The sequence below is a fragment of the Pseudoalteromonas sp. NGC95 genome, assembly GCF_015864705.1.
GTDB lineage: Bacteria > Pseudomonadota > Gammaproteobacteria > Enterobacterales > Alteromonadaceae > Pseudoalteromonas > Pseudoalteromonas arctica.
Genome location: NZ_JADYWR010000015.1, coordinates 39,729 through 63,956 on the forward strand (window position 1 = coordinate 39,729; position 24,228 = coordinate 63,956).

General features: G+C 46.1%; 29 protein-coding genes. 24 read left to right on the top strand and 5 right to left on the bottom strand.

Annotated features, from left to right (window positions below; translation table 11 throughout):
• Positions 1-11: 11 nt before the first annotated feature.
• The 6 genes from I6E70_RS14070 to I6E70_RS14095 all read left to right on the top strand — a co-directional run bounded on the left by I6E70_RS14070 (position 12) and on the right by I6E70_RS14095 (position 4,829).
• Positions 12-293 carry a hypothetical protein gene (locus I6E70_RS14070; RefSeq protein WP_197188968.1) on the top strand — a complete coding sequence of 94 codons (282 nt, stop codon included), beginning with the start codon at positions 12-14 and terminating at the stop codon, positions 291-293.
• Positions 294-3,413, top strand: coding sequence for a replication endonuclease (locus I6E70_RS14075; RefSeq protein WP_197188969.1), 3,120 nt, complete (start codon positions 294-296; stop codon positions 3,411-3,413).
• Between the two features lie 8 nt (positions 3,414-3,421).
• The gene (locus I6E70_RS14080) at positions 3,422-3,688 is read left to right on the top strand and encodes a hypothetical protein (protein WP_197188970.1); all 267 of its coding nucleotides are present in this window, start codon (positions 3,422-3,424) and stop codon (positions 3,686-3,688) included.
• Complete coding sequence (locus I6E70_RS14085) at positions 3,685-3,972, top strand: hypothetical protein (protein ID WP_197188971.1); 288 nt, start codon at positions 3,685-3,687, stop codon at positions 3,970-3,972. The genes I6E70_RS14080 and I6E70_RS14085 overlap by 4 nt, the downstream gene beginning before the upstream one ends.
• On the top strand, positions 3,959-4,357 hold the full coding sequence (locus I6E70_RS14090; RefSeq protein WP_197188972.1) for a hypothetical protein: 399 nt from the start codon (positions 3,959-3,961) through the stop codon (positions 4,355-4,357). The genes I6E70_RS14085 and I6E70_RS14090 overlap by 14 nt, the downstream gene beginning before the upstream one ends.
• 97 nt (positions 4,358-4,454) lie before the next feature.
• Positions 4,455-4,829 carry a hypothetical protein gene (locus I6E70_RS14095; RefSeq protein WP_197188973.1) on the top strand — a complete coding sequence of 125 codons (375 nt, stop codon included), beginning with the start codon at positions 4,455-4,457 and terminating at the stop codon, positions 4,827-4,829.
• 67 nt (positions 4,830-4,896) lie between these two features.
• On the opposite strand, the gene I6E70_RS14100 is transcribed toward I6E70_RS14095, so the two are convergent.
• A complete protein-coding gene (locus I6E70_RS14100; RefSeq protein ID WP_089368130.1) occupies positions 4,897-5,142 on the bottom strand; it encodes an ogr/Delta-like zinc finger family protein in 246 nt (81 codons plus the stop codon).
• A gap of 343 nt (positions 5,143-5,485) precedes the next feature.
• Between I6E70_RS14100 and I6E70_RS20715 the strand changes: the two genes are divergently transcribed.
• Positions 5,486-6,046 carry a hypothetical protein gene (locus tag I6E70_RS20715; RefSeq protein WP_231620116.1) on the top strand — a complete coding sequence of 187 codons (561 nt, stop codon included), beginning with the start codon at positions 5,486-5,488 and terminating at the stop codon, positions 6,044-6,046.
• 17 nt (positions 6,047-6,063) lie between these two features.
• Here the strand turns inward: I6E70_RS20715 and I6E70_RS14110 are convergent, their stop codons facing one another.
• Genes I6E70_RS14110 through I6E70_RS14125 form a run of 4 tightly spaced genes read right to left on the bottom strand, consistent with a single transcriptional unit; the run spans position 6,064 to position 9,690 of the window.
• Positions 6,064-6,519 carry a hypothetical protein gene (locus I6E70_RS14110; RefSeq protein ID WP_149592050.1) on the bottom strand — a complete coding sequence of 152 codons (456 nt, stop codon included), beginning with the start codon at positions 6,517-6,519 and terminating at the stop codon, positions 6,064-6,066.
• On the bottom strand, positions 6,519-6,845 hold the full coding sequence (locus I6E70_RS14115) for a phage holin family protein (protein ID WP_002960036.1): 327 nt from the start codon (positions 6,843-6,845) through the stop codon (positions 6,519-6,521). Before I6E70_RS14115 ends, I6E70_RS14110 begins: the two co-directional genes overlap by 1 nt.
• Complete coding sequence (locus tag I6E70_RS14120) at positions 6,842-7,906, bottom strand: phage portal protein (protein ID WP_197188974.1); 1,065 nt, start codon at positions 7,904-7,906, stop codon at positions 6,842-6,844. Before I6E70_RS14120 ends, I6E70_RS14115 begins: the two co-directional genes overlap by 4 nt.
• Positions 7,906-9,690 carry a terminase large subunit domain-containing protein gene (locus I6E70_RS14125; RefSeq protein WP_197188975.1) on the bottom strand — a complete coding sequence of 595 codons (1,785 nt, stop codon included), beginning with the start codon at positions 9,688-9,690 and terminating at the stop codon, positions 7,906-7,908. Before I6E70_RS14125 ends, I6E70_RS14120 begins: the two co-directional genes overlap by 1 nt.
• 192 nt (positions 9,691-9,882) lie before the next feature.
• On the opposite strand from I6E70_RS14125, the gene I6E70_RS14130 reads away from it, so the two are divergent.
• The 17 genes from I6E70_RS14130 (at position 9,883) to I6E70_RS14205 (ending at position 24,214) form a co-directional block, all read left to right on the top strand.
• On the top strand, positions 9,883-10,764 hold the full coding sequence (locus I6E70_RS14130; protein ID WP_197188976.1) for a GPO family capsid scaffolding protein: 882 nt from the start codon (positions 9,883-9,885) through the stop codon (positions 10,762-10,764).
• A gap of 42 nt (positions 10,765-10,806) precedes the next feature.
• Positions 10,807-11,844, top strand: a complete 1,038-nt coding sequence (locus I6E70_RS14135) for a phage major capsid protein, P2 family (RefSeq protein WP_197188977.1) — start codon at positions 10,807-10,809, stop codon at positions 11,842-11,844.
• A 77-nt stretch (positions 11,845-11,921) separates the two neighbouring features.
• A complete protein-coding gene (gpM, locus tag I6E70_RS14140) occupies positions 11,922-12,662 on the top strand; it encodes a phage terminase small subunit (RefSeq protein WP_197188978.1) in 741 nt (246 codons plus the stop codon).
• A 107-nt stretch (positions 12,663-12,769) separates the two neighbouring features.
• Positions 12,770-13,207 carry a head completion/stabilization protein gene (locus I6E70_RS14145; protein WP_197188979.1) on the top strand — a complete coding sequence of 146 codons (438 nt, stop codon included), beginning with the start codon at positions 12,770-12,772 and terminating at the stop codon, positions 13,205-13,207.
• Positions 13,204-13,677 (top strand): phage tail protein, encoded by a 474-nt coding sequence (locus tag I6E70_RS14150; protein ID WP_197188980.1) that lies wholly within the window; start codon positions 13,204-13,206, stop codon positions 13,675-13,677. Before I6E70_RS14145 ends, I6E70_RS14150 begins: the two co-directional genes overlap by 4 nt.
• Positions 13,670-14,302, top strand: coding sequence for a phage virion morphogenesis protein (locus I6E70_RS14155; protein ID WP_197188981.1), 633 nt, complete (start codon positions 13,670-13,672; stop codon positions 14,300-14,302). Before I6E70_RS14150 ends, I6E70_RS14155 begins: the two co-directional genes overlap by 8 nt.
• Before the next feature lie 22 nt (positions 14,303-14,324).
• Positions 14,325-15,425, top strand: coding sequence for a DUF2586 domain-containing protein (locus I6E70_RS14160; protein WP_197188982.1), 1,101 nt, complete (start codon positions 14,325-14,327; stop codon positions 15,423-15,425).
• Between the two features lie 8 nt (positions 15,426-15,433).
• Positions 15,434-15,883 (top strand): phage protein, encoded by a 450-nt coding sequence (locus I6E70_RS14165; protein ID WP_002960021.1) that lies wholly within the window; start codon positions 15,434-15,436, stop codon positions 15,881-15,883.
• A complete protein-coding gene (locus I6E70_RS14170; RefSeq protein WP_197188983.1) occupies positions 15,883-16,503 on the top strand; it encodes a hypothetical protein in 621 nt (206 codons plus the stop codon). Before I6E70_RS14165 ends, I6E70_RS14170 begins: the two co-directional genes overlap by 1 nt.
• Before the next feature lie 2 nt (positions 16,504-16,505).
• Positions 16,506-16,793 (top strand): putative phage tail assembly chaperone, encoded by a 288-nt coding sequence (locus I6E70_RS14175; RefSeq protein WP_010553474.1) that lies wholly within the window; start codon positions 16,506-16,508, stop codon positions 16,791-16,793.
• Positions 16,790-16,957 carry a DUF6890 family protein gene (locus I6E70_RS20945; RefSeq protein WP_373372465.1) on the top strand — a complete coding sequence of 56 codons (168 nt, stop codon included), beginning with the start codon at positions 16,790-16,792 and terminating at the stop codon, positions 16,955-16,957. The genes I6E70_RS14175 and I6E70_RS20945 overlap by 4 nt, the downstream gene beginning before the upstream one ends.
• Positions 16,958-16,961: 4 nt before the next feature.
• On the top strand, positions 16,962-20,258 hold the full coding sequence (locus I6E70_RS14180) for a phage tail tape measure protein (protein ID WP_197188984.1): 3,297 nt from the start codon (positions 16,962-16,964) through the stop codon (positions 20,256-20,258).
• Entirely contained in the window at positions 20,258-20,584 is a 327-nt protein-coding gene (locus I6E70_RS14185; RefSeq protein WP_197188985.1) for a DUF2590 family protein, read from the top strand. Before I6E70_RS14180 ends, I6E70_RS14185 begins: the two co-directional genes overlap by 1 nt.
• On the top strand, positions 20,574-21,713 hold the full coding sequence (locus I6E70_RS14190; protein ID WP_197188986.1) for a baseplate J/gp47 family protein: 1,140 nt from the start codon (positions 20,574-20,576) through the stop codon (positions 21,711-21,713). Before I6E70_RS14185 ends, I6E70_RS14190 begins: the two co-directional genes overlap by 11 nt.
• A 1-nt stretch (position 21,714) precedes the next feature.
• Positions 21,715-22,425 carry a hypothetical protein gene (locus I6E70_RS14195; RefSeq protein ID WP_197188987.1) on the top strand — a complete coding sequence of 237 codons (711 nt, stop codon included), beginning with the start codon at positions 21,715-21,717 and terminating at the stop codon, positions 22,423-22,425.
• On the top strand, positions 22,422-23,000 hold the full coding sequence (locus tag I6E70_RS14200; RefSeq protein ID WP_002960013.1) for a phage tail-collar fiber domain-containing protein: 579 nt from the start codon (positions 22,422-22,424) through the stop codon (positions 22,998-23,000). The genes I6E70_RS14195 and I6E70_RS14200 overlap by 4 nt, the downstream gene beginning before the upstream one ends.
• Entirely contained in the window at positions 22,997-24,214 is a 1,218-nt protein-coding gene (locus tag I6E70_RS14205) for an SUMF1/EgtB/PvdO family nonheme iron enzyme (RefSeq protein WP_197188988.1), read from the top strand. The genes I6E70_RS14200 and I6E70_RS14205 overlap by 4 nt, the downstream gene beginning before the upstream one ends.
• Positions 24,215-24,228 lie beyond the last annotated feature (14 nt).

Genomic DNA, 24,228 nt, shown 5'->3' on the forward strand with positions numbered 1-24,228 from the left:
GGAATACTAAAATGAACACTATCAAAGACCAAGTTATGCCTAAAAATAAGCTATTAGTTAAAAACATTGTTGAGCACGCGGTAGAGCAAGCAAACTTTACGATTAAAAATTTAGGCAAGCGCTCTACCGTTGCCATGCTTATGGAGTGCGAAAACTGCCTAACTGACTTTATGCCAGTGGTTAAACTTATTGCCGATGACTACATTGAGTACGCACCAATTTACGACCAAATGTGCGCCGCTATTGATGCCGTTCAAGTAGGTAAAGATTTAGTAGAAATAGAGTTTGCATAAATGAGCATGTGGCCCATTGTAAACTTTGATGTATGTAAAGCGGCTTTAACTTTGGTTAAGGCCGTTGACGACATTGAACACCGCACAACATTAATAAACGGCCTTGGCCGTTTTACTGCGTACAGCCAATATAAAATGGTTAAGCAGTACATTGCCAAAATTACCCCACCAAATAATGCCTGGTATAAAGACGAGCCCATAAACCCAAGCGAAAAAGCAAACGCTTGGCTTTATGATGAGCTTAAAACAGCACAACACCGCATTGATGTAACTAACCTTAAATTAAGTAAGCCAGCTAAAGCGGCACTTAAAAAAGTGCATAACAATAATATTCATAATTTTATTGTAAAAGACATTATTGAAAGCAAACGCGCACCCAGCATACAAGCCAGCTTTGTACGCCAAACTGCTAAAAATATGGAGTTTGCACAAAAGCAGCGCAACGCAAAAAATAAACAACCTTTAACCGAGCAAAATTTAAAACAAGCAGTAGGCGATCAGGTTTCTAGCTCAGCCATGTCGGTTATTAACGCAATAGACGACGCTGAAGAGGTTAAGTTTGTTTACCAATGTTTAAGCAAAGTACCCAAGCCACTGCAAATGCGTGTAGCTAAGCGCTTTATTAATAAATACGACACCAGCTTAAAAAGCACAGCCAACGCAACCAAAGACGAACTAATACAAATAAGCCGCGCGCTTTACGACTTTAGCGGCACTAAAAACCCGCACCAAAAAGCACAGCCAACAAGCGCAAATATTCGCGCTCAATACAGTGCAAATAACTGGTTACGTCGTACCGTTAAAACATTAAAGCCACGCCTTAAAATACTAGAGCAAATTACTAATGCTATGCCATTACCGTGGCACATATTAGCCAATGCCGATAAAACCAAAAAACATGCAAATGTATTGGCTATGCAAACAGCTGAAATAATAGCCGACCTAGCAAAAGAACACCCTACGTGGGGTGCAACCGACATACACGAAAAAGTAAACGAATATGCCGCACAATTTAGCGTGCAATTACAGTTTGCCGAAAAAAGCGAATACCTAACAATACCCGATGCCGAAGTAGCGCTTTTAAAAGCACAAGATCATAAGTGGTGGGCGCGTAAACTTAAAACAGTACGCAGCCGCTACCTAGAGCACCTAGAAATTGCAACGGGCGAAGTAGGCCGCGACCTATTTAACAGCATTGATAAAAAAGGCGCTAAAACCACCAAGCGCCGTGGCATAAGTGCGTATTGTTCAAAGCAAGCAATTGCCGAATACACCACCAATCGCGAACGCGGCCAACGCTACCTAGAAAGCCTAGAATTAGTAAACGAACAAAGCGATGTTATATCGCTAATGAAAGCAGTAGAAGCAGGCGTTGCCAACCCTGAAAACATGCGCAACGAATTAATGCTACGCATACGCGAAACCGAAGAACTGGCCGACGAAATGGGCTACACAGGCGGCTTTTATAACATTACAGCGCCTAGCCGTTTTCATGCAAACTCGCCTACGTGGGATGGGTCAACGCCAAAAGATGCAAGCCTATATTTAAATAAGCTTTACTCACAAGCCCGCGCAAAATTAGACCGCGAAGAAATACCATACTTTGGTATACGCGTAGCAGAACCACATGCAGACGGTTGCACTCACTGGCACATGCTTTTATGGATGCCAACCCGTTACTACGACAAAGTTAACCACATATTACGCCGCTACTTTACCCGCGACGACCGTGAGGTATTTTTTCAGCGTTTTAAAAACCGCAAATCATTACGCGCACGCTACACAAAAGCACGCCGAATTTGGGGTTTAAATAAATCTAAAAAGGTGTACACCCGTGCACCGGTTAAAAACTATTTTCCGAGCAGCCCACGCTACACCGCTATAAAAATGCTACCTGCGCAAATTGGCAAAGACGGCAAAAAATCAGGCGGCGCAGCGGCTTATGTTGCTAAGTACGTAAGTAAAAATATTGATGGCTTTGCACTGGCCAACGAGTACGACGCAGAAACAGGCGAAAAGCTAACCCAAGCAGTTAACCCGGTTAAAGCATGGGCTAGCACATGGGGCATTAGGCAGTTTCAGTTTCAAAAGTCGCCATCAATTACTATTTGGCGCGAACTGCGCCGAGTGCGTGAAGAAGTGCAAGGCAACGAGCAGTTAGAGCAAATACGCCAAGCGGCCGACAAGGGCGATTTTAAAACCTTTGTTGCGCTAATGGGTGGATTTGGCATTGGCCGCGATGCGCGCTTTAAGCCCGCTTACCAGCATACCGAGTACGGCAATCAATACGCAGAATTTACTAAAACCCTAAAGGGCGTTGAAGACACCTTTGGCCTTTGCACGCTTGTTACCCGCGTTCATACCTGGTCTAAGCAAGTTATAGGCACAGCAGCAGCAGAAAACACCGCCGTTATTGGTGGGCAGGATGCCAACAACGTCAGCGTAGCTGACCTACCTTGGACTAGTGGGAATAATCGTACGCCTTTAGCTGTAGGGCATACAGACGAATTATTGCTAGACATGATCGGATTTACTTCAAAAGAGATCATTAACGTTAAAAAGGATCTGTTAGCGGGTAAACGAGTTAGAAATAACGGCCATATTTACCTAATAAAAGACGGCCATTTAGTGGTACTGGACGAGTCAGCGCAGCAAAAAGAGCATCGCCAGCACGCTATTGACTATATAGCTAATACCGAAGCCCAAAAACACACCCCAAATGTAGACGAGCAAACAGCCAAACCAGAAGGCGACCTCTTAAATATGTTTACTGGCGCTCAAATGAAGCAGTTAAACCAAGGAGGCAACGTTATTAAAGCTAACCGCGTGTACTACATGCAGGAGCGCGAGCTACACAGCTTTGAGCAACTGAACATGCAAGCGCCAAAATCGTCTATTAAGCCAACCCCAACAGACAAACATTATGCATACGCTCGCGAGCTATACGACCTAGCGCACATGTATGCAGAGCTAGACGGGCGTAACACCCCATCAAACACCCAATTTAATAAATACACTGCCGACATTATCGGCGACTTAGATTTAGCTAGATTAGTACTAGCTGGTGAAGCATCAGCAATCAGCAGTAACGATTGGTGGGCACTGGATTTAATGGCGTAGGAGCAAATATGACTATTCAAATTTCAAAGGTACTCATGCCAAAGGCATGTATTAGTTGCCAGGCGTTTTGCCCAAAAGGTTTTGCAGATGATCAGCACAGCCCGTTTATTGCTAAATTCGATAAGCCAGCGCCTAAAACCCAATACGGCCAGTGCGGAAAAAACAATAACAGCGTTTTTGCTACCGAAATTTGCACCGGCTATCAGCAAGAACCTAACGCCGATGTTTTTGCAGTAAGCAATAGACCACAACCAAAACAGCAGGTGACATTATGAACACACAATCAGCAGCAGAGAAAATGCTTTCAACAGGGTTATTTTATACAGCAAGAATGTTAGGCCATGCCTTTGGCGAGTCGCTAAAAGATGGTAACCGCAGTATTGAAAATATTAAAAAGAACTCACGCTACGAAATTATTGAAGAAAACGACCCAGTGAGCAAAATTAAAGTCGTCGCTATTGATGGCCGCAGAGTCACTATTGACCAGTTACAAAATGCCGCATTGTTATTTAAGCGCCCAAGCTTATTGGCTGGAGGGCAAGAACATGGCCACAGGTAAAGTAACAGCGGGTGACGTTTTCAACAACTGGACAGTATTAAACGAAGACCGCCGCAACCGAGGGGTGCAGCATTTTATGTGTAAATGCGTGTGCGGCACCACTCGCGTAGTGCGCAAAGATAATTTGGGTCATGTCCAGGGCTGCGGTTGCGAGCGAAAAGAATATAAATTTCGCACCGGGCAAATAAAAACAACAGCAAAGCCAAGTACTAAAAAAGCGCGAATTGTTTCACCAAAAACAGTAAGTGCACCGGCTAAAATGCCGCACCACGAAAACCAAGAGCCGCGCCCGCAATATCAGCAGCGCAGCAAGTCAACCCGCGAACTGCTAGAAGAGCGCTTAGCGCAAAAGCAGTTAGAAAAAGAATTAAGCGAATTATGGTGATCAATGAAACCAAACGTTAAACGTCGCAACTGGGTGTACCACTCAGCTGTAAAACACAAATCATTAAATAAAACATTAAACAAAAAGGAAGCGCACTATGCACCCACAAAATAACAAACCACTAGATAAAGGCCGCGTTGCTTGTATTGCTGAAAAATACCAGCAAGGCAATGAAACCAAAAACCGTTACGCCACTTTAGGCCGAGCCACTAAATGGCCGAGCAGCAACCAAGGCGGCAGCGACAGTATTGAAATAGAACTCGACACTATGCCAATTAATCAACAAGGCCCGTTGAAACTATATATATTTTGGGAAAGTGAAAGCCAGCAAGGTCAAACGCACAATAACCAGCCACAAAACCACCAAAACCAAAGCCAAGGTTATGCGCCAGCACAATACCAAGGGCAGTATGATCAGCAGCAAAGCGCGCCACAGCAAAACCAGTCACAATATAACCAGCGCAGACAGTAAACAGCACACACAAAAAAGCCCGTATTAAACGGGCTTTTTAATGCGTGCAATAAAGTAAAAGCTAAAGCTAAAGCCCAACCAGTTCTAATTGCTGTTCGCGAGGTAGGCTTTTAATAAGCGCGGCGGCTAATTGTTGCGTGCTTTGTACCGGAGGGTTTAAGAAGTGATCGAACGATTGGGTAATACGAAACGTCGCCCCGCATTCACGAGTATTAGTACACGAACAATATAAATTTACTACGTGCGCGCTTTGCGTTTCACGCGATGTAATCGTAGCTTTAGCTTCGCAATTTGGACAAGTAACCCGCGCCATAATATTCACCAATCGTTAATAAAGTACACTGTCATTATATACAGTGGTTGAGTGCGTTACAAATAACCATTTAACTATTGGCTGAGAATCAAAGAGCTAAAAAAATCACTCCTCCTCGCCTTCCGCTTTCGTGCAAAAAATGCGTTTAATTGACACCCCCAGTGACAAGCCATTTTTAGCTAGCCCTTATAACCAAAGGATCTAAAAGGAAGTTTAAAAGGATCGCAATGACAAAAGTGTGACAATGTTTGACACAAAGTGACAGCATAAAGACCAAATAGGTGGGCATTTGTTGAATATTGAAATATAATAAATTAATTATCACTTAAGCGATAAATAATTTATGAAGTATTTATATAAAGGCTCACAAAGCCAAGAGCGATTAGATGTGCTTTTGTCGTTTGGTAAAAGCACCAGTGAAGATATAAAATCGGCGCTTAGCGATTACTTAGTTCGCGGTATAAGCAAGACCAATGCAGCAACACTTAATGGTGTGCCTGGGCCAAATTTTACAAGGGCACTTAAGCGTCTTGAAGTTGTTGCAGGTAAATTGGAAAACGCATTAGAAATTGAATGGTACTCAAAGAGGCAAGATATGAAATTAGAACTAATAAAAGAAAGAGTTGATGCTTTATTGGTTGAGTTAAACTCGTTACTAACTAGCCTTGATTATTCAAACGATGACCTAGAAAACCACACACTTAGAATAGCTAATAGGCTTGAGCTAGAGGTAGAGCACATAGGCACAAGTAAGCGAAGTACTGAAAATGAACATTGTTATCTGGCTGCCATTTATGATGATGTGCTAAACCCAATAACGGATAATAAATACGAGGTTACACAAAGAATAGATAACAGTATTTTTAATTTAGAAGAATGGCAAAGCAAACTAAGTGGTTTGTAACACCAAAGCGCTAGCTCCTAACTAGCGCTTTTTTTATTGACGTTCTTACTTCCCCAAAATGCTCTAAACAATCGCATTAATCCAAGCGTTGAAACGGCAATACCTACAATCACAAATTCAAAGTACCAGGGCGCACCTCCATAGCCCATTGCTTGCCAGCCCTTATGCATGTACGGTTGCATGGTCGGTATAAAATGGCACACAAACAACCCCAAAAAGAATAAAATAATCACTTCATCCATGATGGTTTTGTCGCGGTTCTTTAAAACAAGAAAGTCATAATCGGCGTCGTTTTGCTCGGCTTGCATACAGCGTTTTGCTTTAGCTTCAAACTGGGCAATTTTAAAGTTGTTTTCAGCGCGTGCAACATCGGCCGCCATTTCTGCCGCTATGCGTTTGCGCTCAACATAGCCGCCGGTTAAGTCGGCTATTGGGTCAGTGATAAAAGAAACTAATGTTTTTAACCAGCCCATTATTTGCCGCCCCTAATTAATTTAATAAAGCCCTTTGGGTCTTTGCTAAACGTTTCAATAAATTTATTGATCCCCTCTAAAATGTGCGGGGCCGCATAAGCGGTTACACCAATAACACCCGTTTTTAAGCTTTCATCAAATTGCCGCCACTCGCAAAACATAGCCGCCAAGTAAGCCGCAAAAACAGCAATTAATACACTCATAAAATAATGAAAAAACGTAAACACCTTGCGGCTTAAATACATTTGTATAGCCGCCGCTAAAAAGCTCAACATAAGCAACTGCCCCCACTGTTTAATAAATTCAACTATATCTATCCAGCTCATGTGTCTTCCTTGGGTGTTGGGTTTAAGTCTGAATACTCAGGCTCTTTAAATTCAATATGCTGCGCGCTAGGCAAATAATTATTAATACCTAAAACATCTTGCTGCAGTGGCACAACTTCATTGTTGTAATAGGCGCGGGTAATTTTATCTAAATCGCCAAAGCCCGCACTTTCACCAGACGACTGGCCGCTTAGCGCTTCTTGTGCGCGGTGCATACTCAGCATATCGTTAAGCGTAATTTTTTTAATTCGCTCAAATTCATCTTTGGTAGATATATCACCAACCGGTGTAATGTTTATCGCCTTTTCGGCATCGGCCTTATTACTTCTAAAATTAAAAAACAAACTTCTAAAGTTACCCACACCTTTGCTATCGCGTATTGCATCTTTTAATGCCGTCTCATCTTCAGCGCTTAAATTAGGATCAGCCATTGAAAATATAAAACCCATATGCGCACCGTTCTTGTAATACCGTCTGCGGAACAAGGTCGCATCTTCATTTAATAATGCCGACTGAATACCGCCATAATATTGCGGTATACCGTAAATGCCTTGCCCCGGGTCGTACTCTTTTACATGCATAATTTCGCCAGCATTAAAATAAATAGGCTCATGGCTACGGTTGCTTAATTGCGCATACACACCGCGCGTACTCGTATAGCGCATAGTCAGTGCAGGCAGGTGGCGCAGTTTAATAATTTGCCCAAACGAATTTTTAATAATTTGCAAATAAGCGTTGCCGCTCCACAGCAAGTCAAAGCCAAACTTACTTAAAGATTGATGGCTTAAAAGCGGGTTAGGCTTATACCATTTTAAAATCATGTTTCGCTTAAAATACAAAATGGGCCCGTGCTGAGCATTAACGCGCAGCAGTTTAATTAAACCCTGCAAACTAATGGGCGGCGCATAAATGCCGTTGCTGTCACTAAATACACCAACGTAATCAGTTAGCCGGTTGTCTAAACATGGCTCGGGGTCGCCAAAACTAAACGCATCAGTCACCGCAGTTCGTTGGTTGTAATTTGGCGCTTGGCCGTTGCTTACTTGTAATCGTGGTTTCATTAAGCTGCAATTCCTACAGATGTTTGGCGGCTGTGGGCATTACCGTCCAGAGGTTCAAATAACAAGGCGTGCATAATTGCCCACGCAATATCGGCATGGCCCGTAGTGGCCGTGCGGTTAGTAGCATATGTAATTTGGTCGCCAACAACTTTACGGCGAATATTAATAAACGAGCTAGCAATGTTTACCGCGTCCTGGTCAAACTCAAGGCGTCGGTTTTGAATAACGTTAATTGCCTTAATAACCATACGGTTTTTAATAATAGGGTTGTAATGTATTGGCTCAGCGTTAGGGTAAAACTTAGTAATAAGCTCCCACACGCCGTAACCAATACCAGTGGTATCAACGCCAATGTGCACAACGTTGTATTTTTCGGTAAGTAGTTTTATTTCGCTTGCCATCGCTTCAAAATCATTACCGCTTAAATCAATTGCTTCAAGCAGCAAAAACTTTTCACCAGGCTTCATCGGCGCACTTAAAATAGCCACGCTCGCCTTATCGCCAAATCGCGCAGGGTCAAAACCAATAACCACCGGCTTTAACCCGTAAGGGCGTTCGTAATCTAAATCAAAGTCAGGCCACTTGGTAGAGTCGCCCACGCAGTTCATAAGCTGCTTAAGGTTAAACGCACTGTGCGCATCATCAATAAATTTGCACATAAACAAGTTGTTAAACTCATCTACACTGTACTCGTTTTCAAGCACGCCAATATCAATGCGGTCAAACCCACTGGTAACCACATCGTACACAGTAAGCATTTGTCGCCAAATGCCATCTTCGCAAAGCCTGCCGTTTTTTAAACTTTTATGGCTAACATCAATCGCAAACTCAGGATCATTACACGCCTTAGTTTTGCGGTACCACTTACCATTCCAATGGTCATACGCTTCATGGCTCGTAACACTCGGCGTACTAAAATAAGTAATGCGCAAATGCTTATGCGTTGCCATGGCCTGCGCCAACCCGCGCAAGCTCTTATATTTAGGGATCCAAAAAACTTCATCTATATATAAGTCGCCACTTTCCGACTGAGCAGTACGCGCATTAGTGCTTTTAAAAATAAGCTTAACTGTTTTGCCGCCAGCCAAATTAAGCACCATTGGTGAACCGGTTAGCTCAACATTAAAATGCTCACGCACCAGCGCCACAATATTGGCTTTAAATACCTCGGCCTGATCACGGCTCGCCGATATAAATATTTTATTGCGGCCATTAATAACCGCATCGTAAAAGGCTTCAAACGCAAAGTAAAAAGTAGCCCCAATTTGGCGGGGCTTTAAAATAAAGCGTGCACGGTGATCTTGGTTTTCAAACCAATGTTTTTGGTGGGGATAAAGAAGCTTGTCTTTAAGCTCGTCAAGCATTTCAAGCGTAATGCCAGAGCAATCATTTTTCTTTTTCTTCTTCGACTTTTTGCCGCTGCCGCCACTATTACCAGCACCAGCATCGTCATTGTTAGCGCGTTGCTTAGGGGCAGGAGCCAGCTTGCTTTTATTAAGCGCACACAGCTGGCGCGTGCAAAAGTCTAGCTCTTTATATTCAGCATCGGTTTTATTGTCTTTATCGGCTAACAAATTAATGCGGCGACTAAACGCCATTTCGGCATTATACGTTGGGCACATGTCCGCCCAGTTCTCAGACTCAGACCAACGCCTAATGCTGCGCGCACTTGGCATGCCTGCTAAATCAGCTATTTCCTCGTAGGTATAGCCCTCAACAACATACAAATCCTGTGCTTTTTTGCGTATGTCTGGTCCGTAGTTAGCCTTCATATTGCGCCACATTAATTAATCCATGGCGGCAGTGTATTAGTAATAAAGGGCGTAATCTGTTTGTTAAAAACCTATCCATTCCTAAAAGTTAAATATAGGAATTTCAAAAAGTTAAACGGTTGGAAAGGGTTAAAAGGAGGGTGCAAACTGCAGTTACTTTAAAGCATAAAGCTTAATTAAAAAACATTTAAAAGGTTTGTTTATATGCCAGGTCAACTACGCACAAAACCATTATCAATTGCCGCTGTTGGCATGACTGTCGACGGCCGCGAAATAACCGAGCAAGACGTAGCCGACATAGTAGAAACCTACAACCCGCGCAAATATGGCGCACGCATAAACCTCGATCACGAATTTAACTGGTCAGGCTGGGCTGCTAAAAACCTACACAACGTAGACATACCAGGCATGCTCGGCGACGTAGTAAGCGTAGAAGCATACGAAAACGAAGAAGGTATAGTGTGCCTATACGCCGTACTGGCGCCCAATCAAGGTTTTGTAGCATTAAACAAAGCCGACCAAGCCGTATATTTTAGCATCGAAATAAGCCGCGACTTCATGGGCACTGGTAAAACATACCTAACAGGTCTAGCCGTTACCGACTACCCAGCAAGCTGCTACACCGACCGCATTCATTTCAGTAGTAAGAGCAAGCCAGACGACACGGAAGTCTCTTTATTAACCGTTGACTTAGGGTCATGTGAGCCTATCGACACACCTAAAAAACCCTTTTTCAAACGACTATTCACTAAGGAAGAACCCGACATGAACGAAACACAATTAGCCAATGCATTAAAAGATGCACTCTGCGCACCGCTAGAGCAGTTTGCCCAAAAGCTCGACGGCCTAACTGCAAAGCTTGATGCGTTTTCAGCGCCTAAAAAAGAAGGCGAAGAAGAAACCGCCCCGCCAGCCGAAGAGTCAGCCGAGCTAACAAAGCTTAAAGAAGAGCTATCAAGCACAAAAGCAGCGCTTGAAGATCTTAGCGACAAGTTTGCCAAAGCATTAAAAACACCTGCGGGTGACACAACCAACGCCGACGAAGAACACGAAGGCGACGAAGGCAAATACAGCAACTGCTTTTAATTGCCGCACCCTAACTTAACTTAGCAAAACGCAGGAACGAAAATGAAAACCAGAACAAAACAATTATTTATCGCAGTACTTGCAGGCATGGCTAGCAACTACGGCGTAGCATCAATGAACGAGCAGTTCAACGTAGAGCCAACAACTGAGCAGCGCTTATACGACGCAACGTACGACTCAGTAGAGTTTCTACAATTAATCAACACCGCACTAGTAGACGACATCGTAGGCCAATCGGTAATGATGAGCGTAGACGGTGGCGTAACAGGGCGTGCCGGTGTAGAAAGCGACGACACCAAAGAGCGCCAAACGCGCGACGTTGCAGGCTTAGCAAAACGCGAATACCGTTGCTACCCGGTAGAATGCGACATTCATTTATCATGGGCAAAAATGGATCAGTGGTCAAAATTCCCCGACTTCCATCAGCGCTACCGCAACCACGTGCGCCAAGCAATTGCACTCGACATTATTAAAATTGGCTTTCACGGCACGTCAGCCGCCGACTCAACGAACATTACAACTAACACAATGCTGCAAGACGTAAACATTGGCTGGCTGCAACTCATTCGCCGCGACGCACCAGAGCGCGCAGTTAGCGAAGGCGCAACCGTTGGTGAAATTCGTATTGGCGCAGGTGGCGATTACGAAAACCTAGACCAAGCCGTGTTCGACGCACTGCAAGCAGTGCCAGAGCATAAGCGCGTAAACATGGTTGCCATCATTGGCGACGAACTACTAGCAAACGACCAAAACAAGTTGTATGCAAAGCAGTCGCACACGCCAAGCGAAAAAACCAAAATCGAAATTGAGCAAATCATTAAAACGTATGGTGGCTTAGCCAGCTATAAAATTCCGTTCTTTCCATCGCGCGGTATTTTAGTAACAAGTTTCGACAACCTAAGCCACTACGTGCAAGCCGGCTCAACCCGCACCCACGTAGAAGACAACCCAAAAAAGAAACGTGTAGAAGATTACCTATCGCGTAACGACTGTTACTACATCGAAGACCTAGAAAAAATAGCCTACTTCGAATCAGCCAATGTAAAACTGCCAAACAAAGCAGGCACCAGTTGGGAATAGTTTTTTAGCAGCGCCAAGCCGCCTCTTTCTCCCTAGTTTCGGGGCGGCTTTTTTTAACAATTAGCGAGTATTTTTAAATGAGCCTTTTCAAAAAATCATTAGCCCAAGCTAAAGCAGTACCAACAAGCACTGAAAATAAAGCGCCAACGGCAGTGGCTAACGCCACTCAAGCCAATGCGCCAGCAACCGTAAACGAGCAAACCGAGTACCAGCTTTATGCAGCAGCCATTGAATCTGACTTGGCTCAATTAAAAACATTTGCCGACATTAGCGACAAAGCAACATACAAATCAGAAGCGCTAGAGCGCCAAGACTACCTAGCATACATAAACCAATACCGCCTAAGCGGCCAAAACCACCACAACAAAGTGTTGGCGTGGGTGTTTATTTGGCTCGTTGATTTAAAGCGCTGGGATGCAGTAATGGACTTATTGCCATTAATGATCGAGCAAAAACAACCACTGCCAACCGTGTTTAATACTAAGCATTGGGCAGCGTTCGTTATCGACCAGCTCTACGACGACGCAAATTACTACCTTGCCGAATCACAGCAGCAAGGCCTGTACGACATTGGCTTTACCCTGCGCCGCTTAATTTTTGTAGTTAAAAACCAAGACTGGGCAGGGCTGGAAGTAGTGGGCGGCAAGCTTTATGCCATCGCCGCAAAAGTAAATAAAGCACAGCTCAACTTAGGCAGCGCACTTTACTTTGCAGAAATGGCCCAATCCATTAACGACAAAGCAGGCGTTAAAACGTTGCTAAAAGAATTGCAAAAAATGATTAAACCAGCGGAGCCAGAGCAGCAAACCGCTAACTAGCTCCAACGCCAGCGGGCAACTTAGCACAACGTTAGCATTACTTGCTTAACGCGCGTGACTAAGTGGCGCCCGCACCCAATTTAATGTGTGTATTTTACAGGTGCAATATGAACTTAAGCGGCATGCCACAGGCAGATTTACAAAGTGTCAATGTAACAGTTGAAGGCAATGGCTATTACCCGGCATTAAGCACGGCTTATTTTATAGAGCATTACGCCGTTGCCCAAGAGTACGCCAGCAAAAGCGACGTACTACTAGAAAAGCTACTTTACGCACAGACCGAAATTAACCAAGAGCTAGCAAAAACACAGCTTACCAATGGCCAAACGTTAAGCGCCGAGCAAGCACTGTTTTATAAGCGCGCAGTTTACAGCAAAGCAAAAGCCAGCTTGTTGGTATCAAAGCTAGGCAGCACGCACCGCGACAGCGCAACAGCACAAAGCCAAGCGGCAATAGACAACCACGAACACTGGTTAAGAGAAAGCATAAACGCCATGCGCCAACTGCAAGGCTTAAGCCCTAACATAACGGTAGAGCTACTATGAGCCAAAGCAAAATAGCAAAACTTAAGCAGCATTTAGCAACCGCAGAATATCAAGGCCGCAACCTAGCGCTAAGCACCCAGTTCGACAGCTGGATAGAAGGCGGCCGCATAGAGCCAAGCAGCAAAACCATTAACGGCAACGGCCTGTTGGCAGCAAGGTTTTATTACTCAGGAGCGATCAGCATAAACCCATGCGCAGCACCCGCAGCGCTTATTTGTGCCTTTGCATCGTTTTGGCTGCAAAGCAACGGCGGGCGATACGACAGCGCCGACATTGAATTTAGTGCCGACGTTAACGACGACAACAGCAACGAAGTAGAGCTAATAATAAAGCAGCTTTGCGAAGACATAGAGCTAATACAAACGCCCAACGGCCCGTTTGAATTTAACGGCAACCGTTACGACTTTGGCGAGCAAAGCCTATGGATAGCCGAAGCGTTCACACTTGAGGGGCAGGTAAGCCGTGCTTAATCTCAAGTTTGATGAAGGCCGCAGCAAAGAGCAGCTAGCGTTTTTACAGCTCAAGCCACAAAAGCGCCGCAACATATTGCGCAGCGCAATACGTGCAGCAAACAAAAGCAGTAAAGAGCGGATCACCAGGCAAAGTGATTTAGCGGGTAAAAGGTGGCAAGGCCGCGCCAACGGCAAAAAAAAGAAAATGCTAACAAAGCTAAAGCGCAACATGAAAGTGCGCTACGGCGCAAATAGCGCAAGCGTATATTTTAAAGGTGGCAACAGCGGAAAAATAGCCCGCGCCCACCAAGAGGGCATAAGCCTAGATGCAGGTAAGCCCAAAAGCAGTGCCGCACAAAATAAAGAAGGCCCAGCCACGCGCAACTTAGCCAGAGCATTAATAAGCGAGGGTTACAAAATACCGCGCGGCAAAGGCAAGGGCAGCAAGCGACCAAGTATTAAATGGATAACAAACAATTTAAGTATTAACCAAGCAGGGTTTTTACTGCGCGAATTAAAGGGCAGCTCAGGCAAGAGCACATGGAAAATTGATTTACCGGCCCGCTCCTTTTTGGGGCAAACAATGGCCGAACAAAAAGAGCAAATGAATTTTATTTTAAACAAAGCTATGCAAGTGGCGTAGCGCAAGCAAAAAAGGAACGACCATGGCACAAGGTAAAGTATCCGTTGCCGCCATTCAAACAGGCAGTGGCGCTACAAAACAGGTAGAACGCACCGTATTGTTCATCGGCCAAGCAGCCGAAAACAACGGCAAAATTCTACCCATTAATGCACAAAGCGACTTTGATGCTGAGTTTGGCGTAGCCGACTCACCGTTAAAAACCCAAGTTAAAGCATGGCAGCGCAACGGCGACGACCTAGTAAGTGGTTATGCAATAGCGCACGCAATCGACGCCGACGTAATGGCACTTATTGACGAAGCAATGGATCAAGACGTAAGTCCCGAAATCATTGTTATTTGTACGCCCGTAACGGGCAAAGCAGAAGTAGAAAGCTATCAAGCTAAAGCGCTTGAAATACTAGCAAGTCTTGCTCGCCGCGTGCGCTTTTTAGTTGCAGCGCCTGGGCTAACCGAGCTACAAAACTGGTCAGACTTAGTAACCGCATTGCAGCCAATAACCGAAGGCGTAGTAGCACCGCAAACAGCTGTTATTCCTTTGTTATTTGGCGACGAGCTAGGCGCAGTAACTGGGCGTTTATGCAAAAGCGCAGTCACTATTGCAGATAGCCCAATGCGAGTTCTTACGGGTGCAATGTCACTAATGCCGCATCCGGAAGATGCCGCAGGCAAACCGTTAACCAACTCAACCACAGCCGCACTAGACGCGCTGCGCTTTAGTTGTACACAGTTTTACCCAGACTTTGACGGCACATATTTTGGCGACGTAAACATGTTAGATGCCGAAGGCGGCGACTTTCAGCAAATCGAAACAGGCCGCATTGTCGACAAGGCCGCACGCGACGTGCGCATTATTGCCATTCAAAACATTAAAAACCGCCGCCTAAACAACAGTGCCAGCGGCATTGAATTTGGTAAGCGCATCATGGGCAAACCGCTACGCGAAATGGCGCGCTCAATTAACATTGGTGCCGACAAGTTCCCGGGCTTAATCGACACGCCAAAAGACGACAGCATCAGCCTAACGTTTATGAACGCAACTACATTGCAAGTCGTTCTCAAAGTTAAGCCAATCGATTCACCCAACACCATCATAGTTGGCATCATGTTAGATAACGCAGAGTAGGAGCGAACATGCAAAAAGTACTAGGCGGTAAAGACTTCGATATTTTCATTGGTAACTCAATGGTGCACGTAATCGAAGCAACCGTAAAAATCACCGACGGCCGCACAGTTAAAAAAGTGCGTGGCGTACCAAAAGGCTTTATCGACGGCGACGTGGAGGGCGAAGTAACCCTAAAGCTCGACCACGAAAACTGGCTAATTGTGCAAGCGCAAGCGGCAAAGGCAGGTAGCTGGAAAGGCATTGAGCCGTTCGACGTAGCATTTAACGCAGAAGTAGCGGCAGGCAAAAAGAACATTGAAGCGTTTGGCTGTCTACCGCAACTAGACGAAATTTTAAACATCAAAGCCGACGGCGGCGAAGAAGACACAACATCAATTAAGTGTCCGATCACCAGTCCCGACTTTGTAAAAATCAACGGCGTGCCGTACCTAACATCAGATGAAGTGAGAGACTTGTAATGACCAAAGCCATTCGCAAACTAACTGCCGCAACATTGCTTAGCACTTTAAAGGCCTGCGGCTACCGCGTGTTCGAGGGAGAATTAAACCTAAACATTATAGGTATTCGCCACAACAACACGCGCGCCAATACCTTTAACGATGTTATTTGCGTGCTGTATCAGCAAGGCGGCGAGTGGCAATTAAAGCAGTACAAAGCAACCACCGACGCCGGTATTTACTGGCGTCAAAATCCAATGAACGTAAGCGGCACAGCGGTCCTAATTGCAGGGCAGCATAAAAGCGTATGGAAGTTGGGTTATCACCAGGGCAAATACCGCGCCCTAGTGCAGCACAAACCTGTTGTTGTCCTGCGCGACAACGACAAAAACACCGAGTTAGACACGGAAGTCACACCACAAGCCGAGCTACAGCAGGGTTACTTTGGTATTAACTGCCACCGAGCAAACAGCAAAACCACATCAACCCAAGTTGATAAATGGTCTGCAGGTTGCCAAGTGCTAGCTAACCCAAATGACTTTGACGAGTTCATTAATTTGTGTGACCAATCAGCAGCCAAGTACGGCCCGTATTTTACATACACATTACTAAATCAATCCGACATTAAAGCGAGTAAATAATCATGGCGTTCGAGAAAAAAATCACATTAGAAACACCGGTAGGCGAAATTACATTTAACGTAAACGCAGCCGACTACAACAAATACATTAACTCTACGCAGCCAAACAACAAAGTGCAGCCAGCCACTAACTTTGTATTAAACACAGTAGTGCAAGAAGACGCTAAAAAACTAAAAGAGCTAGTGCAACAGCCAGGCGCCGCATTATTTTTAGTGGGTGCAATTGTTGAAGAATACCAACCGGAGTTTAATTTCACCGTAAAAAAATCGAAGACCGAGCCAAGCAAATAGGCAAGTCTCGGTTAGATCAGCTACAGGCATACCACGCCAAGTATTTTGGCGCGGTTACCGCAACCCAAGAGAGCCTAGCGCAAGCGCTATACCTCGAAACGCAGCAGCAAGAAAACTTTGTAGTTGCTGTAAATAACGGCATATGCCAAGCACTAAGCGAGTAATGTAATGGCCACGCTCAGCAAGTTAGACAAGCTTAATTATTCAATCGGCATCATCGACAAGGTGACGGGTCCGGTTAATAAAGTCATGGCTAAAATTAATCAGCTGAGCCAGCAAACAGCCGCCGCGCAAGATCAAATGATGCGCGGCGCAGCCACGGCCGTTGGTGGTGGTTACGCACTAGCTAAATCACTAGCTCCCGCAATTGATCACGTTGCCGCCTTGGGCGAAGTGCAATCATTGGGCGTTGCCGACGACGCATTGCAAAAACTAACTAAAACATCATACGAATTTGGCTTTCAATTTGGTGGCAACTCTGCCGAGTTTGTGCGCAGTGCATACGATATTCAATCAGCCATTGCCGGACTAACGGGCGATGAGCTATCAGAATTTACTAAAACATCAAACATACTAGCGGTAGCAACCAAAGCCGACGCAGCCACCATTACCAGCTACATGGGCACCATGTATGGCATATTTGAAAAAACAGCCAACAAAATGGGCAAGTCTAATTGGGTAAACCAAATAGCAGGCCAAACCGCCACCGCAGTACAGCTTTACAAAACCACCGGTGCAGAAATGCAAGCGGCGTTTTCAAACCTTGGCGCAACTGCAACAAATATTGGCCTAAGCTCAGCCCAGCAATTTGCCCTAGTGGGCGAGTTACAGCTAGTTGCTAAGTCGGGTTCGGTTGCGGGCACGCAAGCCGCATCGTTATTGCAGGGCATTGGCAAGGCGCAGCAGTCGCTAGGCATTCAATTAACCGACGACAACGGCGACATGCTTGCAATAGACGTAGTGCTAGGGCGCATTAATAACCGACTTTCATCGCTGGGTTCTGTAGCGCGTGGCGATGTGCTAACGCAAATATTTGGCAAGCAGGGCGCAAAAGCAGTCGACGTACTAAGCACCAAAGTAGACAAATTAAAAGACGGCATTGCTGTTTTCGAAGGCGTGCAAGACAACTCCAAAGCGGCAGAAATGGCAAACATCATTGCAAGCCCATGGGATAGAATGGGCGGTTCATTTAATGCCGCAGCCACAGCAATGGGTAACCGCTTGTTGCCAGTGGTAGAGCCATTTGTAGAAGTGCTTGCGTCAATGTTTGCGGGCATCGTTTCGCTAACCGAAGAGTTCCCATTTTTATCAAGCGTGATCGCAACCGCAGTAGTGGGCGTAGTTGCGCTAATGACCGCATTCGGCATAGCCACCTTTGCCATGGGGCTATATAACTTTGCAACAGGCATTGGCATAACGCTAACCAATGCACAGCTAATAGTAACTAAGCTATGGCAGGGCGCATTAATCGCACTGCGTGTTGCAGGGTTCTTATCGCTTATAGCTACCATGGGTGCGGCCGCTATTGCCATGGGTACATTTAAAGCGGTTATGCTTGCAGGCCAAGCGGCCACCTGGCTATTTAACGCAGCACTTTGGGCAAACCCATTAACGTGGATTGTTATAGCAGCTGTTGCATTAATCGCCGCTGTTGCCGCACTTATCTATTATTTTGACGACATAACCGCCGCATTTAATGAGTGGGCGGAAAGTTCAACCGTGTTTAAATACCTTAAAGTTGCGTTCGATCTACTAACGCTGCCACTGCAATTGGTGTGGCGGCTAATAAAAACAATAGCCGTAGGAGTGTACGATTTTTTTGCACCCGCATTTTCAGCAATCAGCAGCGTGGTTATGGGCATGGTTAACGCCATAGGCTCAGCGTTTTCGTATGTGGGTAATTTACTGTCCAGCTTTGGCGGCGCCATCACCGGGTTTTTCTCAGGCATGGGGAGTTCTGTATCAGGGTTTTTCACCGGAATTTGGCAAAGCGCAGTCGACATAATTGAATCGCTAATAAATTATTTAACCGAAACGTTCGGCTTTTTGGGCGACTTTTTCGGCGGCATAGCCAGCGGCATCAGTGGAATATTTGACGGCGTAAGTAGCTTTATTTCAGCCATCGCCGACAACGGCGTATTAAACTCGGTTATCTCGTTTTTCTCAGACGACGAGCCAGCAAAAGTATCAAACAAAGTTGAGCAGGTAACCCAAGCAGTTCAGCCGCAAACAATGGTTATGCAAAGTGCCGACCAAGCTTACAGCCGCGACTACGGGCAAAGCGTTATCAGTAAAGCAAGCGCGCCAGCTCAGCAAGCAAGTTCGCAATACATAGCGCCAAACAGTCCTATAAATTATGCAGCGCCTAAAGTAACAGCAATTGTTGAAACCGAAGAGCCGCGCACGCAGGCATTAGCAGGCCCAGCAGCAGCAAACGACCCTGCTTATTCAGCGCAACCAAAAGTAATGACCGAGCGTGAAGCCGCAAACGATGCATTTAAATTTACTAGCCAGCGCTTACCTGCAGTGCCAACCGACAGCACCGCACCGTTAAATTTACAGGCGCAAGCCCGCAGCCAGACATTAATAAATAATGCATTCCCAAGCGAGCAAAACAACGCAGTAAATAACAGCGCAGTAACTAGCAGCGCAGTGAACGCCACGCAAAACAATGCGGCAACGGCAGTAAACAGCGCAACTAATGCCGCGCAAAACAATGCGGCAACGGCAATCGACAACGCAACTAGCGCCACGCAAAACAATGCGGCAACGGCAATCAACAACGCAACTAACGCCATGCAAAACAATGCGGCAACGGTAACTAACAGCGCAACTAGCACGAAGGCATTAGCAGCGGTAAATAGCAGTGTAAATAACGCTACGCAAAACAGCTTAGCGTCAGCGGACATAGCTGCCCAACCAAAAGCAATGACCGAGCGTGAAGCCGCAAACGATGCATTTAAATTTACTAGCCAGCGCTTACCTGCAGTGCCAACCGACAGCACCGCACCGTTAAATTTACAGGCGCAAGCCCGCAGCCAGGCATTAATAAACAATGCATTCCCAAGCGAGCAAAACAAAGCAGTTACGGTTGCAAATAACAATATTACTAACTCGGCAAATTCCCCTGTTTATAACGCTAAGCAAGCGCAGCTGGTAAGCGTTAATCAAGGCGCGGCGCCAGAGCCAGCATTGCCCAGCGTAAAAACAGATCAGATAATTACTAACACAGCCAGCAACAGCGCCGAAAAAGCACAGCAAATTAGCGCAGAACAACAGGCCACTGCATATAAGCCCAAGCTACAAACGTCGGCTTACTTGCAAAGCCTAACCAACAACAGCAGCAACACAAATAACAACAGCAATAGCAGCGATAGCAGCAAGCATATAAGCATTGAAAACGTAAACTTTAAATCGGACGACTTAGCGCAAAGCTTTGAGCAAATGATGGAGCTAGCAGGTTAATGAAATTTGATATAGCACTACACATAGACCTAGAAGTACAAGACGGCGACTTTATGCTTAACGACTCGCTAAGTCCCAGTACGTTTAAAAAATCCGACGTAATAAGTCAGGATATAAAGCACCGCATTTTAGAAAGCGGTTTGCTAACCAAGCTTGTTGGCCTGCGCAACAAAAACGCCATAGAGCCAATATTAACCGAACTCGAATTACTAACCGAGCAAGACAATCGCGTAAAGCCAGGCACAATAAAAGTGCACCGCAACGACGATGGCACGCTAAGCATTAACGCACAAACGCGACAGTATGGGAGCAGCAATGAACTTTAAAACAATGATGCAAAATGCAGGCTTGCCAATGGACGAGCAATCAGCAGCGAAGCAATGGCAGGCCCAGCTAAAAGAGCAGAACATACAAGTTGCTAATAACTCACCGTTTAGCCCGTTCTGGCGAACCGTTGAAGCGCTAATAACCAAGCCGTTAGTGCAGCTATTAAACTGGGTTGCGCAGCAGCTTATGCCAAATCTATTTATAATGACCGCCAGCCGCGACGCGCTAATAGAAAAGCATGGCCCAGCTCGCAACGTATTTATTCAAGCGGGCGTAAAAGCGCAAGGCATACTCACGTTCACGCGCCAAGACACCGCGGGCGAAAGCTCAATTACTGCCGGTGCGCAAATTGCTACCGACGTGCTAGGCGAACAAGCATATAAATTAACGCTAATGCAAGATGTGCATTTTGCAGCAGGTCAAAGCACGGCGTACGCATTAGCGCAAGCGCAAGAAGAGGGCGCAGCATATAACTTGCCAGCAAACGCATACCGCTACTTTATTGATCAGCAAGAAGGCGTAACAGTAACCAACAACAAAGACTGGCTAATAAAGCCCGGGGCAAACACAGAAAGCACGGAGCATTACCGCTTGCGCATACGCAACGTGTTCGGAACCGCCGCTCGCTGGCACATTAACGCAGTGTACAAACAAATAATTGCAAGCTTTGGCGTGCCAATAGATAACATCTATATTCAAACCGGAGCGCCGCGCGGCCCAGGCACAGCAAACGCCTACATATATCTAGACATAGGCGCAGTGCCAACCGCTTTGCTGGGGGCAATTAATCAGCACATAAGAACTGCAGGGCATCACGGCTTAGGCGACGACTTCATAGTGTATGCAATGGCAACCACTGGGTTTAATGTAACAGCAACATACAAGCTACACTCGCAAAGCGAAGACATACAAAGCGAGTTAACAACATTTATACAAGCAGCGTTCAGGCAAAATGCAGCATACGCACCCACCCGCGTAGCGCATCAATGCGTGTTCAGTGTTAGCCAGCTGGTTGCAGAGTGCCACGCGCAATTTAGTGAACTGCAATCAATCAAGTTCGACATTGACGACATAACCGCCGCTAACTGGCTACCCGTGCTTTCATCACTCACAGTAACCAAGGGCTAAAATGGCTAATCAAATAGCAACATGGCTAAATAAAGGCTACGCCGAAAAGCTTGTAAAAGCGGCTACAGGGTATTGGAGCAAGTCGCGCAATTACGTTATGTGGGCTGTGCAGCAAAAAGACGAGCTGCAAAACGAAGAGCCAATTCTCGGCCTGCTAGCGTGGGAACGGTTAACGCAGCGGTTAAATAGTGAGCCGCTGGATCTCTACCGCAAGCGCGTACAGCACGCCCTGGTCAATACAATTGACGCCGGAGAAATAGCAACCATAAAAGATATTTTTAACCGGCTGGATCTCCAGGTCATAAATGTGCGCGAGCGAATAGAGGGGCGCGACTGGGATATTATTGCAATAGACATGACCGACTCAACGCTAGCAAGCGCATACGAACTGTTGCCAGAGCTAATACAGCTGTACGGCCGAACATGCCGCCGATACGAACTAACAGTGCATAACTTGGCAGCAGTATCGCTAAGCCTCGGCCTAACGCATGTGCAATGGGATAACAACTACGTTAACTCAGCAACAAAAATAAACGCAATAACTGGCATTGATCACGGCGTAGTTCATAGCTTTTTAGGGCTAGACGCACTAACAAGCAACACGCGCCACCAAGCAACAAGCATTGATGTGCAGCACAACATTACCGCGCACCAGCATTATGGGTTTTTAAGCAAAGACGGCGGCATAAGCACCGCCAAGGAGCAACTATGAATCAGGCAATAACCGGCATAATGACCAATGCTGGCAAGGCATACATAACAACAGCAACGCTGCAAAACAAAGGGCTTGAAGTAACAGAGCTAGTATTTGCAAATATACCCGGGCTAAACGAGCAAGCAACCCGCAACCCAAACGAAAAAATGCCGGGCGGCGCACAAATAGTTTATCGTCGCAACATAGATACGTCAGGGTATGTAGATGCAAACACAGTCGCGTGGGCAGTAGTGTTAGAGCAAGATATAGGCGACTTTGACTACAACTGGATAGGCCTAGTTACGCGCAACGGCACGCTGCTAGCAGTAGATTACTTACCACTGCAGCGCAAGCGTCAAGGTGTAAACAACGTGCACAACCGCTCGTTTGTTTTAAAGTTTGCGGCAGCCGCAGCCCTAGCGCGCATTACCATTCCAGCGCAATCGTGGATGTTCGACTACAGCCCGCAAATTGACGCGCTAACACTGTTAGCAACCAGCAATGCAACGGCACAAATAAACAACATGCGCCGCACTGTGCGCAATTACTTTTTAAATAAAAACTTCAGCAATTTCAGCAAGGAACTATCATGAGCGTAACGCAAATAAACCAGCTAGTAACCGCAGCCGACCAGCTAACAACAGCAATCGAAGGCAAAGCAGCAGAAATCGACAGCAAAACAACGCAGCTAGACCAGTTCGTAAAGGCCAAGGCAAACGAAATGGCAGTCGTTGCATCAGACGGTTACCGCAAGGCAATCGAACACGCATCCGGTGGCCGCAATAAAGTGATCATCGACGAACAGGGCAACCCAAATGTGATGGTGCCAATTGCCCCGTTCACATATGAAGAGTTAGCCGCTGCAATCCAAGAAAAATACAGCATAGACTTAAACCTAGGCACAGGCATTCCAACCATGTTTATGCGCAACGGTGTTCAGTTGGGCGAAGTGTACATTGGTAAATACCTAGCATCAGCCGGAGCAAATGGCGGCTGCAGTGTTATCGGTGGTGTGCAGCCTCGCACATCGGTTAATTACGACCAGGCAAAAGCACTATGCAATAACAAAGGCGCTGGCTGGCACATGATGAGCATTCACGAATGGGCAGCAATAGCGCTGTGGTCTTATGCAAATGGCACAGTGCCGCGCGGCAATACAAACTACGGCCGCAGCCACGAAAACAAATTAGAAACAGCACGCCGTAGCGACAACGGCTTACCAGGCGACGCATCAGGAGCAGCAAGAACCGACACCGGCAAAGGCCCTGCAACATGGTCGCACGACCACACAGAATGGGGCATTCAAGACCTAGTGGGTAATGTGTGGGAATGGTTAGACCAAATGATGCTAGACGAAGGGCAGATCATTACTACGCTTGACAACAACCCAGCAGTAATTGAAGAAAACTGGAACAAGCACACGGCGTTTTTCGACTCGCCAACGGCAAGCACAGAAGGCGCCGGCAACGCTGGATCTCCAAAGCTAAGCAACAGCGTTACAAATCGCAACGGCCCAGTAGGCAATGACGCAAACGACAACCCTTATTTAACAAACAGCCACTTTGCAGCAATCGAAAAGGCGCTCGACTACAACAAAATTGAGCTGTTACGCCGCCTGTTAATCGAGTCAGAATCAACAACTACGGTTGGCGGCTACATCTACTGTCGAAATTATGGCAATCGATTCCCGCTGCGTGGCGGCCACTGGATCAGTGGCTCGAGCGCTGGGCTGGGCGCTCTCATTCTGAGCAATGCGCGTTCGCTTGCGAGCAGTAGTTTCGGTTTTCGTCCCGCTTTCTTTGCGTAATTGGTTATTGAAAT

Bases quoted from the DNA above. Each gene is read 5' to 3' on its own strand.
- gpM (WP_197188978.1), top strand. From the start codon at position 11,922: ATGAGCCTTTTCAAAAAATCATTAGCCCAAGCTAAAGCAGTACCAACA.
- I6E70_RS14125 (WP_197188975.1), bottom strand. From the start codon at position 9,690: ATGTGGCGCAATATGAAGGCTAACTACGGACCAGACATACGCAAAAAA.
- I6E70_RS14195 (WP_197188987.1), top strand. From the start codon at position 21,715: ATGGCTAATCAAATAGCAACATGGCTAAATAAAGGCTACGCCGAAAAG.
- I6E70_RS14100 (WP_089368130.1), bottom strand. From the start codon at position 5,142: ATGGCGCGGGTTACTTGTCCAAATTGCGAAGCTAAAGCTACGATTACA.
- I6E70_RS14175 (WP_010553474.1), top strand. From the start codon at position 16,506: ATGGCGTTCGAGAAAAAAATCACATTAGAAACACCGGTAGGCGAAATT.
- I6E70_RS14145 (WP_197188979.1), top strand. From the start codon at position 12,770: ATGAACTTAAGCGGCATGCCACAGGCAGATTTACAAAGTGTCAATGTA.
- I6E70_RS14080 (WP_197188970.1), top strand. From the start codon at position 3,422: ATGACTATTCAAATTTCAAAGGTACTCATGCCAAAGGCATGTATTAGT.
- I6E70_RS14160 (WP_197188982.1), top strand. From the start codon at position 14,325: ATGGCACAAGGTAAAGTATCCGTTGCCGCCATTCAAACAGGCAGTGGC.
- I6E70_RS14120 (WP_197188974.1), bottom strand. From the start codon at position 7,906: ATGAAACCACGATTACAAGTAAGCAACGGCCAAGCGCCAAATTACAAC.
- I6E70_RS14090 (WP_197188972.1), top strand. From the start codon at position 3,959: ATGGCCACAGGTAAAGTAACAGCGGGTGACGTTTTCAACAACTGGACA.
- I6E70_RS14070 (WP_197188968.1), top strand. From the start codon at position 12: ATGAACACTATCAAAGACCAAGTTATGCCTAAAAATAAGCTATTAGTT.
- I6E70_RS14095 (WP_197188973.1), top strand. From the start codon at position 4,455: ATGCACCCACAAAATAACAAACCACTAGATAAAGGCCGCGTTGCTTGT.
- I6E70_RS14085 (WP_197188971.1), top strand. From the start codon at position 3,685: ATGAACACACAATCAGCAGCAGAGAAAATGCTTTCAACAGGGTTATTT.
- I6E70_RS14115 (WP_002960036.1), bottom strand. From the start codon at position 6,845: ATGAGCTGGATAGATATAGTTGAATTTATTAAACAGTGGGGGCAGTTG.
- I6E70_RS14130 (WP_197188976.1), top strand. From the start codon at position 9,883: ATGCCAGGTCAACTACGCACAAAACCATTATCAATTGCCGCTGTTGGC.
- I6E70_RS14180 (WP_197188984.1), top strand. From the start codon at position 16,962: ATGGCCACGCTCAGCAAGTTAGACAAGCTTAATTATTCAATCGGCATC.
- I6E70_RS14075 (WP_197188969.1), top strand. From the start codon at position 294: ATGAGCATGTGGCCCATTGTAAACTTTGATGTATGTAAAGCGGCTTTA.
- I6E70_RS14190 (WP_197188986.1), top strand. From the start codon at position 20,574: ATGAACTTTAAAACAATGATGCAAAATGCAGGCTTGCCAATGGACGAG.
- I6E70_RS14150 (WP_197188980.1), top strand. From the start codon at position 13,204: ATGAGCCAAAGCAAAATAGCAAAACTTAAGCAGCATTTAGCAACCGCA.
- I6E70_RS14185 (WP_197188985.1), top strand. From the start codon at position 20,258: ATGAAATTTGATATAGCACTACACATAGACCTAGAAGTACAAGACGGC.
- I6E70_RS20715 (WP_231620116.1), top strand. From the start codon at position 5,486: ATGAAGTATTTATATAAAGGCTCACAAAGCCAAGAGCGATTAGATGTG.
- I6E70_RS14110 (WP_149592050.1), bottom strand. From the start codon at position 6,519: ATGGGCTGGTTAAAAACATTAGTTTCTTTTATCACTGACCCAATAGCC.
- I6E70_RS14200 (WP_002960013.1), top strand. From the start codon at position 22,422: ATGAATCAGGCAATAACCGGCATAATGACCAATGCTGGCAAGGCATAC.
- I6E70_RS14165 (WP_002960021.1), top strand. From the start codon at position 15,434: ATGCAAAAAGTACTAGGCGGTAAAGACTTCGATATTTTCATTGGTAAC.
- I6E70_RS14205 (WP_197188988.1), top strand. From the start codon at position 22,997: ATGAGCGTAACGCAAATAAACCAGCTAGTAACCGCAGCCGACCAGCTA.
- I6E70_RS14135 (WP_197188977.1), top strand. From the start codon at position 10,807: ATGAAAACCAGAACAAAACAATTATTTATCGCAGTACTTGCAGGCATG.
- I6E70_RS14170 (WP_197188983.1), top strand. From the start codon at position 15,883: ATGACCAAAGCCATTCGCAAACTAACTGCCGCAACATTGCTTAGCACT.